Raw genomic sequence first — 12,320 nt, 5'->3', positions numbered from 1 at the left:
TGGAGGGGACAGCGACCATGCCGGCCGACCACGCCGCCGCGTACGCACCGCACCACGCGGGTCTCGCCCTGAACGGCCCCGCCCCGGGACCCGCGCCACGCGCGCGCGTGCCCGGGCTGGCCCTGCGCGGCCGCACCGCGGGGCTGCGGCGGCCCCCGGCCGCCCGGGGCGGCGGCCGGACCGGGCGCACCCGGCGGGTGCCCGCCCCGCGCCCGCCGCGCGGCAGCGGGGTGCGCGGCTTCTACGAGCGCGCCAGGCGCGCCTGGGACCGCCCCCTGACCGCGTACTACGTGATTCTCGGCGCCAGCCTCCTGATCACCGTCCTGGGCCTCGTGATGGTCTACTCGGCGTCCCAGATCAAGGCGCTCGAGCTGTCGCTGTCCGACACGTACTTCTTCCGCAAGCAGTTCCTGGCCGCCGCCATCGGCACCGGGCTGCTGCTGTTCGCCTCCCGGGTCCCGGCCAAGCTGCACCGGGCGCTCGCCTACCCGCTGCTCGTCGGCACCGTCTTCCTGATGGTGCTCGTCCAGATCCCGGGGATAGGGCATGCCGTCAACGGCAACCAGAACTGGATCTACCTGGGCGGCCCCTTCCAGCTCCAGCCCAGTGAGTTCGGCAAGCTGGCGCTGATCCTGTGGGGCGCGGACCTGCTCGCCCGCAAACAGGACAAACGGCTGCTGACCCAGTGGAAGCACCTGCTGGTGCCGCTGGTCCCGGTCGCCTTCCTGCTGCTCGGGCTGATCATGCTGGGCGGCGACATGGGCACGGCGATCATCCTCACCGCGATCCTCTTCGGCCTGCTGTGGCTGGCCGGTGCGCCCACCCGGATGTTCGTCGGCGTGCTGGCCGTCGCCGCCGCGATCGGCGGCACGCTGATCAGGACCAGCGAGAACCGGATGGCGCGGCTCGCCTGCATCGGCGCCACCGAGCCGGGCCCGGGGGACACGTGCTGGCAGGCCGTGCACGGGATCTATGCTCTGGCGTCGGGCGGATGGTTCGGTTCCGGGCTGGGGGCGAGTGTGGAAAAATGGGGCCAACTCCCCGAACCTCACACCGACTTCATCTTCGCCATCACCGGGGAGGAACTGGGGCTGGCGGGGACGCTGTCGGTACTCGCCCTGTTCGCGGCTCTAGGCTATGCGGGTATCCGCGTGGCCGGACGCACGGAGGACCCCTTCGTGAGGTATGCCGCGGGAGGCGTGACCACCTGGATCACGGCGCAGGCCGTGGTCAACATCGGTGCGGTGCTCGGCCTGCTGCCGATCGCCGGTGTCCCGCTCCCGCTGTTCTCCTACGGAGGTTCCGCCCTGCTGCCGACCATGTTCGCCGTCGGTCTGCTCATCGCCTTCGCGCGAGAGGAGCCCGCGGCGAAGGCGGCCCTGGCCATGCGACAGCCTGGTCTCGGCAAACGAGCCGGGGTGAGTTGGAAGTCGATGCGACGGCGCGTCAAGAAGCGTCCGTCCGGAGAGCGGTGAATTTCGGTGCATGTCGTACTCGCCGGTGGGGGGACCGCCGGCCACATCGAGCCCGCGCTCGCCCTCGCGGACGCCCTGCGCAGGCAGGACCCGACCGTGGGGATCACGGCCCTCGGTACGGAGCGGGGTCTGGAGACCCGGCTCGTACCCGAGCGGGGCTACGAGCTGGCGCTCATCCCCGCCGTCCCGCTGCCGCGCAAGCCCACACCCGAGCTGATCACCGTCCCGGGGCGGCTGCGCGGCACCATCAAGGCCGCCGAGCAGATCCTGGAGCGCACGAAGGCCGACTGCGTCGTCGGCTTCGGCGGATACGTGGCCCTGCCCGGCTACCTGGCCGCCAAACGGCTCGGCGTGCCGATCGTGGTCCACGAGGCCAACGCCCGCCCCGGCCTGGCCAACAAGATCGGCTCGCGGTACGCGGCCGGGGTCGCCGTCGCCACGCCCGACAGCAAGCTGCGCAACGCCCGCTACATCGGCATCCCGCTGCGGCACACCATCGCCACCCTCGACCGCGCCCGGGTCCGCCCGGAGGCGCGCGCCGCGTTCGGCCTGGACCCCAACCTGCCGACCCTGCTGGTCTCCGGCGGCTCGCAGGGCGCCCGCCGGCTCAACGAGGTGATCCAGCAGGTCGCCCCGGTCCTCCAGCGCTCCGGCATCCAGATCCTGCACGCGGTCGGCCCCAAGAACGAACTGCCGCACGTCGACAACATGCCCGGTATGCCGCCCTACATCCCGGTACCGTACGTGGACCGGATGGACCTCGCGTACGCCGCGGCCGACATGATGCTGTGCCGCGCGGGCGCGATGACCGTCGCCGAGCTCTCCGCCGTCGGGCTGCCCGCCGCGTACGTACCGCTGCCGATTGGCAACGGCGAACAGCGGCTCAACGCCCAGCCGGTGGTCAAGGCGGGCGGCGGTCTGCTGGTCGACGACGCCGAGCTGACGCCCGAGTGGGTCCAGGGCCATGTGCTCCCGGTGCTCTCCGACCCGCACCGGCTGTACGAGATGTCCCGCGCCGCCGCCGAGTTCGGCCGCAGGGACGCCGACGACCTGCTCGTCGGCATGGTCTACGAGGCGATCGCGGCACGCCACAGGGCGTGAGAAGGCAGGGAGCATGGCCGGGCCGACGACGACCACCGAGCGCGGCGAGCCGGGCACCAGGCGGCCCGTGGGGGCCCGGCCCAAGGGCGCGAAGCGCACGGGGCCGTCCCCGGCGCGGCCGTCCCGCCTGCCCGGCCCCCGTGCCGTGCTCCTGATCGTGGCCGCCCTGCTCGTGCTCGCGAGCGGCGTGTGGCTCTTCTACGGCTCCGCGTGGCTGCGGATCGAGGAGGTCACGACCTCCGGTACCCGGGTGCTGACCCCCGCGGAGGTCAGGGCGGCCGCCGCGGTGCCGGTGGGCGCCCCGCTGGTGTCGGTGGACACGGACGACATCGAGGACCGGCTGCGGCGCGCCCTGCCCCGGATCGACTCGGTGGACGTCGTCCGGTCGTGGCCGCACGGAGTCGCCCTGCACGTGGTCGAGCGCACGCCGGTCCTCCTGCTGGAAAAGGGCGGAAAGTTCACCGAAGTGGACGCGAACGGTGTGCGTTTCGCCACGGTGGACGCCGCCAAGGCCCCCAAAGGCGTACCGCTGCTGGAGTTGACGGTGGCTCAGTCGCCCAGTCTGCGACGCTTCGGGGCGGACCGGCTCACCGCGGCTGCCGTCGGCGTGGCGGGCGACCTGCCGGGGCCGGTCGCCGGGGACACCAAGGTCCTGAAGGTCCGTTCGTACGACTCCATCACCCTGGAGCTGACGGGCGGCCGGACCGTGGTGTGGGGCAGCGGCGAGGAGGGCGAGGCGAAAGCGCGTGCGCTCACCGCACTGATGAAGGCGGCGCCCAAAGCGGGGCACTTCGACGTCAGTGCTCCGACCGCCCCCGCCGCGTCGCGGAGTTGACGCACATATGCCCTGGCCAGCACCCTGGTTGGTCAGCGCTATGGGTGATCACATAGGGTGAAAAGAAAAACGGGAGGTTCGGCGTGTTCGTTGAACGTGCGCCACTTGTCGACTTAGTGTCCTGTTCGGAAGAGTCCAGCGAACAGAGACACTGGTAACCCTAAACTTCAACGTTAGGGTTTGGGTCGGCGTTTCGGACCGTCCCATCGGCATCCGTCGTCGCGGCGCGAGACCACCGCGAAGTGGCGACACGTAACTCGAGGCGAGAGGCCTTCGACGTGGCAGCACCGCAGAACTACCTCGCAGTCATCAAGGTCATCGGTGTCGGCGGCGGTGGTGTCAATGCCATCAACCGAATGATCGAGGTCGGTCTCAAGGGCGTCGAGTTCATCGCCATCAACACGGACGCGCAAGCTCTGTTGATGAGCGACGCCGACGTCAAGCTCGACGTCGGCCGTGAACTCACCCGCGGCCTCGGGGCCGGAGCCAACCCGGCAGTCGGTCGCAAGGCGGCAGAGGACCACCGCGAGGAGATCGAGGAGGTCCTCAAGGGGGCCGACATGGTCTTCGTCACCGCCGGCGAAGGTGGCGGCACCGGCACCGGCGGCGCGCCCGTCGTCGCCAACATCGCGCGCTCGCTCGGCGCCCTGACCATCGGTGTGGTCACCCGGCCGTTCACCTTCGAGGGCCGGCGCCGCGCCAACCAGGCGGAGGACGGCATCGCCGAGCTCCGCGAAGAGGTCGACACCCTCATCGTCATCCCGAACGACCGGCTGCTGTCCATCTCGGACCGCCAGGTCAGCGTGCTGGACGCGTTCAAGTCCGCCGACCAGGTGCTGCTCTCCGGCGTCCAGGGCATCACCGACCTCATCACCACCCCGGGCCTCATCAACCTCGACTTCGCCGACGTCAAGTCGGTCATGTCCGAGGCCGGTTCCGCCCTCATGGGCATCGGCTCGGCCCGCGGCGACGACCGCGCGGTGGCCGCCGCCGAGATGGCGATCTCCTCGCCGCTGCTGGAGGCGTCCATCGACGGCGCCCGGGGCGTGCTGCTCTCCATCTCCGGCGGCTCGGACCTCGGCCTCTTCGAGATCAACGAGGCCGCCCAGCTCGTCAGCGAGGCCGCGCACCCCGAGGCCAACATCATCTTCGGCGCCGTCATCGACGACGCCCTCGGCGACGAGGTGCGGGTCACGGTCATCGCGGCCGGCTTCGACGGCGGCCAGCCGCCGGCCCGGCGCGACAACATCCTCAGCGCCGGGTCGAGCAAGCGCGAGGAGCCGGCGCCCCCGGCGCGCACCTCGGAGCAGCCCCGCCCGGTGAGCGGCCTCGGCACCGTCCCGGTGCGGGAGGAGCCGCCGACCCCGCCGGCCGAGCCGGTCCCGGCCGTGAACGACAGCTCCCTGTCGGTCACCCCGCCGGCGGTCCCGCCGGCCCGCCCGTACCCGGACACCTCGGCCGAAGAGCTGGACGTCCCGGACTTCCTGAAGTGACCGTGTGACGTGATAGGGCAGCACGACTCAGTGAGCGGCGCGCACTTCGCCTTCACCGACCGGTGGGGCGGGGTGAGCGCCGTTCCGTACGAAGAGCTCAACCTCGGTGGCGCGGTCGGCGACGACCCCGGTTCCGTGACGACGAACCGCCGGCTCGCCGCCGAAGCGCTGGGGCTCGACCCGCGGCGGGTCGTGTGGATGAACCAGGTCCACGGCCGCGACGTGGCCGTGGTCGACGGACCCTGGCCCGCGGAAGAGGACGTCCCGGCGGTGGACGCGGTGGTCACCGCCCGGCGCGGGCTCGCGCTCGCGGTGCTGACCGCCGACTGCACGCCCGTCCTGCTGGCCGACCCGGTCGCGGGCGTGGTGGGCGCGGCGCACGCCGGCCGCCCCGGGATGGTCGCCGGTGTCGTGCCGGCCGCCGTCGAGGCGATGGTCGCGCTCGGCGCCGAACCGTCCCGGATCACCGCCCGCACCGGCCCGGCCGTGTGCGGACGCTGCTACGAAGTCCCCGCGGCCATGCGGGACGAGGTCGCCGCCGTCGTGCCGGAGGCGCACGCCGAGACGAGTTGGGGCACACCGGCGGTGGATGTGACCGCCGGGGTGCACGCGCAGCTCCGCGCGCTGGGGGTGCGCGACCGGCTCGCGTCGAAGGTCTGCACGCTCGAATCGCGCGACCACTACTCGTACCGCCGCGACCGCACGACGGGACGACTCGCCGGATATGTCTGGCTTGATGGGGGCACCACCCGGCCGACGGCTGGGGGAGGATAAGCAAATGACGGACCGCAAGGCTCAACTCGCCGAGAACCTCGCGCGAGTGGAGGAACGTATCTCTGCCGCGTGCGCGGCAGCCGGGCGCCGACGCGAGGACGTGACCCTCATCGTGGTCACCAAGACGTACCCCGCGAGCGACGTACGGCTGCTCCACGAGCTGGGGGTCCGCCATGTCGCCGAGAACCGTGACCAGGACGCGGCCCCCAAGGCTGCCGCGTGCGCGGACCTCGACCTGACGTGGCACTTCGTCGGCCAGCTTCAGACCAATAAGGTCCGGTCTGTCGCGAGTTATGCCCATGAGGTGCAGTCGGTTGACCGGCTGAAGCTCGTCGGCGCACTGTCCGGCGCCGCCGGGCGCGCCGGGCGCGAGCTGGGGTGCCTGATCCAGGTGGCGCTCGACGCGGAGTCCGGCGAGCGCGGTGAGCGCGGGGGTGTCGCGCCGGACGGCATCGAGGAGTTGGCGGACGCGGTCGCCGGCGCGCCGGGGCTCCGGCTGGACGGACTCATGACGGTGGCGCCGCTGGCCGGGCCGTACGCGGGCCGCCAACGGGCCGCATTCGATCGGCTGATGGAATTCGCATCCCGCCTGCGCGTGTCCCATCCGGCTGCGAACATGGTGTCGGCGGGGATGAGCGCGGACCTCGAGGACGCGGTGGCGGCCGGAGCGACACATGTACGCATCGGTACGGCGGTGCTCGGAGTCCGACCTCGGCTCGGGTAACGTCGCGAAGCAAGTCGGACCACAGCAGAAAATATGGTCATTTCCGCCGAACAGCGGACAGGCCTTGTGGATCGCGGGCACTTGGTGACGCTGTGCCCATGAGTGATGAGGGCGATCCACCACAGAGCGGAGGACTCAGAGAATGGCCGGCGCGATGCGCAAGATGGCGGTCTACCTCGGCCTCGTGGAGGACGATGGGTACGACGGCCGGGGCTTCGACCCCGATGACGACTTCGAACCCGAACTGGAGCCGGAGCCCGAGCGCGACCGACGGCGCCACCAGCCCCCGCACCAGTCTTCGCACCAGGCGGAGCGGGAGGAGCCGGTCCGGGTCGTCCAGCAGCCGCCTGTGCAGCGCGACCCCGTTCCGCTTCCCGCTGAAAGCGGACGTCCGGCGCGAATCGCCCCCGTGGCATCCATCACACCTGAACGCCCGAGCCTGGAGAAGAACGCACCGGTGATCATGCCCAAGGTCGTGTCCGAGCGGGAGCCCTACCGCATCACCACATTGCACCCGCGGACGTACAACGAGGCCCGTACCATCGGGGAACACTTCCGCGAGGGCACGCCTGTGATCATGAACCTCACCGAGATGGATGACACGGACGCGAAGCGACTTGTCGACTTTGCCGCCGGTCTCGTCTTCGGGCTGCATGGCAGCATTGAGAGAGTGACGCAGAAGGTGTTCCTGTTGTCGCCTGCTAACGTCGATGTCACGGCGGAGGACAAGGCCCGCATCGCAGAGGGCGGATTCTTCAACCAGAGCTGAGAGCGCGACACCGGGAACGACCGGCCGGGAGGCCGGTGGACATGGGATCAAGGGGAGAGGGAAGCACGGGATGAGCGTGGCACTACAAGTGATCTACATCGCTCTGATGTGCTTCCTTGTCGTCCTGATCTTCCGGCTGGTCATGGACTACGTCTTCCAGTTCGCTCGTTCATGGCAACCCGGGAAGGCGATGGTGGTCGTTCTTGAGGCCACCTACACTGTCACCGATCCACCACTGAAGCTTCTGCGGCGGTTCATCCCGCCGCTGCGTCTCGGGGGCGTGGCACTCGACCTGTCCTTCTTCGTTCTGATGATCATCGTCTACATCCTGATCTCCATCGTGAACAGCTTCATGATGAGGGTGTGAGGGTGTAGCGATCCGGTCCTGCCGACTGCCGACGACTACGTAGAGGTGAAGGAAAGATGCCGCTGACCCCCGAGGACGTGCGGAACAAGCAGTTCACGACCGTCCGCCTCCGAGAAGGCTATGACGAGGACGAGGTCGATGCCTTCCTCGACGAGGTCGAAGCCGAACTGACGCGCCTGCTCCGCGAGAACGAGGACCTGCGCGCCAAGCTGGCCGCCGCCACGCGCGCGGCCGCGCAGAACCAGCAGCAGCAGGGTATGCGCAAGCCGCCGGAGCCGCAGGACCGACCGGTCGGTCCGGGCGCTCCCGTGCCCGCCGGGATATCGGGTCCGCCGGTCCAGCAGCAGCCTCCGCAGATGGGCCCGCCCCAACTGCCGGGTGGAGCGCCTCAGCTGCCGGCCGGTCCCAGCCACGGTGGCCCGCAGGGCGGCCCGATGGGCCCCGGCCCGATGCAGGGCGGCCCCATGGGCGGTCCGATGGGCGGCCCCATGGGCGGTCACGGCCCGCAGATGCCGCAGCCCGGTCAGGGCCCCGGCGGCGACAGCGCGGCCCGCGTTCTCTCCCTCGCCCAGCAGACCGCCGACCAGGCGATCGCGGAGGCCCGGTCCGAGGCCAACAAGATCGTCGGCGAGGCCCGCTCGCGCGCCGAGGGCCTGGAGCGCGACGCCCGCGCCAAGGCCGACGCCCTGGAGCGGGACGCCCAGGAGAAGCACCGCGTCGCGATGGGCTCCCTGGAGTCCGCCCGCGCCACGCTGGAGCGCAAGGTCGAGGACCTGCGGGGCTTCGAGCGCGAGTACCGTACGCGCCTGAAGTCCTACCTGGAGAGCCAGCTCCGCCAGCTCGAGACCCAGGCGGACGACTCGCTGGCCCCGCCGCGGACCCCGGCGACCGCCTCGCTGCCGCCGTCCCCGTCGATGGCGTCGGCCGGTGCGAGCGCCCCGTCCTACGGTGGCAACCAGACCATGGGCGGCGGCCCGTCGATGGGCGGTGGCCCGTCCTACGGCGGCCAGCAGCAGATGTCGCCCGCGATGACGCAGCCGATGGCACCGGTGCGGCCGCAGGCGCCGCAGCCGATGCAGCAGGCGCCGTCGCCGATGCGTGGCTTCCTCATCGACGAGGACGACAACTGAGGCGGCCGGCTGCGCGCTGATCGCGTAGCCACAGGTCGGCAGGCAGTCGGGCCGGGGCCCGGGACGTGCACACGTCCCGGGCCCCGGCTCTTTGCGTGGCCGGCCCGTGCGTGTGGCCCCGGCCCCGGGCGTGGCCTCGGCCTGTGGCACTTCCCCCGGGGGCGCGGGGCGACGCGAAAGGGCCCGGCCACCACACGTGGCCGGGCCCTTTCGCGCGGGGTTACGCCTTGCGGAGGCGGAACGTGAGGGACAGGCCCTCGTCGGTGAACGGCTCGCCGTAGGTGGCGTCCGCGTCACCCGAGGCGAAGTCGGTGGCCAGCACCTCGTCGGCGATCAGCTCGCTGTGGTCGGCGAGGGCCGAGGCGACCTCGGCGTCGGTGGACTCCCACCGCAGGGCGATCCGGTCCGCGACGTCCAGGCCGCTGTTCTTGCGGGCCTCCTGGATCAGCCGGATCGCGTCACGGGCCAGGCCCGCGCGGCGCAGCTCCGGGGTGATCTCCAGGTCCAGGGCGACGGTCGCGCCCGCGTCGGAGGCGACCGACCAGCCCTCGCGCGGCGTCTCGGTGATGATCACCTCGTCGGGGGCCAGGGTGATCGTCTCACCGTTGACCTCCAGGGTGGCCTCGCCGGCGCGCAGCGCCAGGGAGAGCGCGGCCGCGTCGGCGGCGGCAACCGCCTTGGCCACGTCTTGGACGCCCTTGCCGAAGCGCTTGCCCAGCGCCCGGAAGTTCGCCTTGGCGGTCGTGTCGACCAGCGAGCCGCCCACCTCGGAGAGGGAGGCGAGGGAGCTGACGTTCAGCTCCTCCGTGATCTGCGCGTGCAGCTCCGGGGACAGGGCCTCGAAGCCGGTCGCGGCGACCAGCGCGCGGGAGAGCGGCTGGCGGGTCTTCACGCCCGACTCCGCGCGCGTGGCACGGCCCAGCTCGACCAGTCGGCGCACCAGCGCCATCTGCGAGGACAGGGCCGGGTCGATGGAGGACAGGTCCGCCTCCGGCCAGCTCGACAGGTGGACCGACTCGGGGGCGCCGGGCGTCACCGGGACGACCAGGTCCTGCCAGACGCGCTCCGTGATGAACGGCGTCAGGGGCGCCATCAGGCGCGTGACCGTCTCGATGACCTCGTGCAGCGTCCGCAGGGCCGCCTTGTCGCCCTGCCAGAAGCGGCGGCGGGAACGGCGCACGTACCAGTTGGACAGGTCGTCGACGAACGCCGAGAGCAGCTTGCCGGCGCGCTGGGTGTCGTACGCCTCCAGGGCCTGCGTGACCTGGTCGGTCAGCGCGTGCAGCTCGGACAGCAGCCAGCGGTCCAGCACCGGGCGGTCGGCGGGCGCCGGGTCGGCCTCGCCGGGCGCCCAGCCCGACGTACGGGCGTACAGGGCCTGGAAGGCGACCGTGTTCCAGTACGTGAGGAGCGTCTTGCGGACGACCTCCTGGATGGTGCCGTGGCCGACGCGCCGCGCCGCCCAGGGGGAGCCGCCGGCCGCCATGAACCAGCGCACGGCGTCCGCGCCGTGCTGGTCCATGAGGGGGATCGGCTGGAGGATGTTGCCCAGGTGCTTGGACATCTTCCGGCCGTCCTCGGCGAGGATGTGGCCCAGGCAGACCACGTTCTCGTACGACGACTTGTCGAAGACCAGGGTGCCGACCGCCATCAGCGTGTAGAACCAGCCGCGCGTCTGGTCGATGGCCTCGGAGATGAACTGCGCCGGGTAGCGCTTCTCGAAGAGGTCCTTGTTCTTGTACGGGTAGCCGTACTGCGCGAACGGCATCGAGCCCGAGTCGTACCAGGCGTCGATCACCTCGGGGACGCGGGTCGCCGTCTCCTGGCACGTGGGGCAGGGGAAGGTGACGTCATCGATGTACGGGCGGTGCGGGTCCAGCGACGACTGGTCGGTGCCCGTCAGCTCGGACAGCTCGGTGAGCGAGCCGACGCAGGTGAGGTGGTCGTCCGCGCAGCGCCAGATGGGCAGCGGGGTGCCCCAGTAGCGGTTGCGGGACAGCGCCCAGTCGATGTTGTTGTTCAGCCAGTCGCCGAAGCGGCCGTGCTTGACGGAGTCCGGGAACCAGTTGGTGTTCTCGTTCTCCTCCAGGAGCCGGTCCTTGACGGCGGTCGTACGGATGTACCAGGACGGCTGCGCGTAGTACAGCAGCGCCGTGTGGCAGCGCCAGCAGTGCGGGTAGCTGTGCTCGTACGCGATGTGCTTGAAGAGCCGTCCACGGGCCTGGAGGTCGGCCGTGAGCGCCTCGTCGGCCTTCTTGAAGAACTGGCCGCCGACCAGCGGCACGTCCTCCTCGAAGGTGCCGTCCGGGCGGACGGGGTTCACCACGGGCAGGTCGTAGGCGCGGCAGACCTTGAGGTCGTCCTCACCGAAGGCGGGGGACTGGTGGACCAGACCGGTGCCGTCCTCGGTGGTGACGTACTCCGCGTTGACCACGTAGTGGGCGGGGGCCGGGAAGTCGATCAGGGTGAAGGGGCGCTCGTAGGTCCAGCGCTCCATCTCGGCGCCCGTGAAGGTCTGCCCGGTGCTCTCCCAGCCCTCGCCGAGGGCCTTCTCCAGCAGCGGCCGGGCGACGACCAGCTTCTCCTCGCCGTTCGTCGCGACGACGTAGGTGACCTCGGGGTGGGCGGCGACGGCGGTGTTGGACACCAGGGTCCACGGGGTCGTCGTCCACACCAGCAGCGCCGCCTCGCCCGCGAGGGGGCCGGAGGTCAGCGGGAAGCGGACGAAGACGGAGGGGTCGACGACCGTCTCGTAGCCCTGGGCCAGCTCGTGGTCGGACAGGCCCGTGCCGCAGCGGGGGCACCAGGGGGCGACGCGGTGGTCCTGGACCAGCAGGCCCTTGTCGAAGATCTCCTTCAGGGACCACCACACCGACTGGACGTACTCGGGGTCCATGGTGCGGTACGCGTCGTCCAGGTCGACCCAGTAGCCCATCCGGGTCGTCAGCTCGGCGAACGCGTCGGTGTGGCGGGTCACCGACTCACGGCACTTGGCGTTGAACTCGGCGATGCCGTACGCCTCGATGTCCTTCTTGCCGGAGAAGCCGAGCTCCTTCTCGACGGCGAGCTCCACCGGCAGGCCGTGGCAGTCCCAGCCGGCCTTGCGGGCGACGTGGTAGCCGCGCATGGTGCGGAAGCGGGGGAAGACGTCCTTGAAGACGCGGGCCTCGATGTGGTGCGCGCCGGGCATGCCGTTGGCGGTGGGCGGGCCCTCGTAGAAGACCCACTCGGGGCGGCCCTCGGACTGCTCAAGGGACTTCTGGAAGACCTTGGCCTCGCGCCAGAAATCGAGCACGGCGTGCTCGAGCGCGGGCAGGTCGACCTGGGCGGGTACCTGGCGGTACTGCGACATCGAATCCTCCGGCGGACTGTTCCTCGTTCCGTCGGAGGGACGAGAGCGCCAGCGCTGCGCGGCTCCCGCGGTACCACCCTCCTTGGCCCCGGCCGCCTCGTGGGCGCCCTGAGCCCCCTCATTGGGGTCGCGACGCCGGTTCTACTGACCCGTGCGGTCTCCCGCGGGCGTTCTTCCGGCGGCTCCGGGGTGATGCTTCACATCGGGCTCGCCCCCGGGCTCTCACCGTCCCCGGGTCGCTCATGGCTGCGTACGACGCTACTCGTCCCCATCCAAGCCTTTCGCTGCGCCCAGTGTAAG

Annotated in this window: 10 protein-coding genes; 9 read left to right on the top strand and 1 reads right to left on the bottom strand. The window is 71.1% G+C overall.

Annotated elements, in window-relative coordinates:
- Window positions 1–17 precede the first annotated feature (17 nt).
- From ftsW to E2B92_RS06465, 9 genes are all read left to right on the top strand, one after another.
- Window positions 18–1,475, top strand: coding sequence for a putative lipid II flippase FtsW (gene ftsW, locus E2B92_RS06505; RefSeq protein ID WP_185923656.1), 1,458 nt, complete (start codon window positions 18–20; stop codon window positions 1,473–1,475).
- A 6-nt stretch (window positions 1,476–1,481) separates the two neighbouring features.
- A complete protein-coding gene (gene murG / locus E2B92_RS06500) occupies window positions 1,482–2,576 on the top strand; it encodes an undecaprenyldiphospho-muramoylpentapeptide beta-N-acetylglucosaminyltransferase (protein ID WP_126887243.1) in 1,095 nt (364 codons plus the stop codon).
- 13 nt (window positions 2,577–2,589) lie between these two features.
- On the top strand, window positions 2,590–3,411 hold the full coding sequence (locus tag E2B92_RS06495) for a cell division protein FtsQ/DivIB (RefSeq protein WP_126887242.1): 822 nt from the start codon (window positions 2,590–2,592) through the stop codon (window positions 3,409–3,411).
- A gap of 278 nt (window positions 3,412–3,689) precedes the next feature.
- Window positions 3,690–4,904 carry a cell division protein FtsZ gene (gene ftsZ, locus E2B92_RS06490; RefSeq protein WP_126887241.1) on the top strand — a complete coding sequence of 405 codons (1,215 nt, stop codon included), beginning with the start codon at window positions 3,690–3,692 and terminating at the stop codon, window positions 4,902–4,904.
- A 30-nt stretch (window positions 4,905–4,934) separates the two neighbouring features.
- Complete coding sequence (pgeF, locus tag E2B92_RS06485) at window positions 4,935–5,678, top strand: peptidoglycan editing factor PgeF (RefSeq protein WP_126887240.1); 744 nt, start codon at window positions 4,935–4,937, stop codon at window positions 5,676–5,678.
- A gap of 4 nt (window positions 5,679–5,682) precedes the next feature.
- Entirely contained in the window at window positions 5,683–6,402 is a 720-nt protein-coding gene (locus E2B92_RS06480; protein ID WP_126887239.1) for a YggS family pyridoxal phosphate-dependent enzyme, read from the top strand.
- Window positions 6,403–6,544: 142 nt separating this feature from the next.
- Window positions 6,545–7,171, top strand: a complete 627-nt coding sequence (locus tag E2B92_RS06475; RefSeq protein WP_073752289.1) for a cell division protein SepF — start codon at window positions 6,545–6,547, stop codon at window positions 7,169–7,171.
- A 70-nt stretch (window positions 7,172–7,241) separates the two neighbouring features.
- On the top strand, window positions 7,242–7,538 hold the full coding sequence (locus tag E2B92_RS06470) for a YggT family protein (RefSeq protein WP_073752292.1): 297 nt from the start codon (window positions 7,242–7,244) through the stop codon (window positions 7,536–7,538).
- A gap of 56 nt (window positions 7,539–7,594) precedes the next feature.
- On the top strand, window positions 7,595–8,668 hold the full coding sequence (locus tag E2B92_RS06465; protein ID WP_126887238.1) for a DivIVA domain-containing protein: 1,074 nt from the start codon (window positions 7,595–7,597) through the stop codon (window positions 8,666–8,668).
- A 220-nt stretch (window positions 8,669–8,888) separates the two neighbouring features.
- Here the strand turns inward: E2B92_RS06465 and ileS are convergent, their stop codons facing one another.
- Window positions 8,889–12,020 (bottom strand): isoleucine--tRNA ligase, encoded by a 3,132-nt coding sequence (ileS, locus tag E2B92_RS06460; RefSeq protein WP_126887237.1) that lies wholly within the window; start codon window positions 12,018–12,020, stop codon window positions 8,889–8,891.
- Window positions 12,021–12,320 lie beyond the last annotated feature (300 nt).

The organism is Streptomyces sp. WAC05374 (assembly GCF_004353505.1).
Taxonomy (GTDB): Bacteria; Actinomycetota; Actinomycetes; order Streptomycetales; family Streptomycetaceae; genus Streptomyces.
Note: the sequence above shows the minus strand (reverse complement) of the source record. Positions and strands in the feature narration are given on the sequence as shown.

Coding starts and splice junctions, on each gene's coding strand:
- ftsW (WP_185923656.1), top strand. CDS start 18: ATGCCGGCCGACCACGCCGCCGCGTACGCACCGCACCACGCGGGTCTC.
- E2B92_RS06495 (WP_126887242.1), top strand. CDS start 2,590: ATGGCCGGGCCGACGACGACCACCGAGCGCGGCGAGCCGGGCACCAGG.
- E2B92_RS06480 (WP_126887239.1), top strand. CDS start 5,683: ATGACGGACCGCAAGGCTCAACTCGCCGAGAACCTCGCGCGAGTGGAG.
- E2B92_RS06475 (WP_073752289.1), top strand. CDS start 6,545: ATGGCCGGCGCGATGCGCAAGATGGCGGTCTACCTCGGCCTCGTGGAG.
- E2B92_RS06470 (WP_073752292.1), top strand. CDS start 7,242: ATGAGCGTGGCACTACAAGTGATCTACATCGCTCTGATGTGCTTCCTT.
- E2B92_RS06465 (WP_126887238.1), top strand. CDS start 7,595: ATGCCGCTGACCCCCGAGGACGTGCGGAACAAGCAGTTCACGACCGTC.
- ileS (WP_126887237.1), bottom strand. CDS start 12,020: ATGTCGCAGTACCGCCAGGTACCCGCCCAGGTCGACCTGCCCGCGCTC.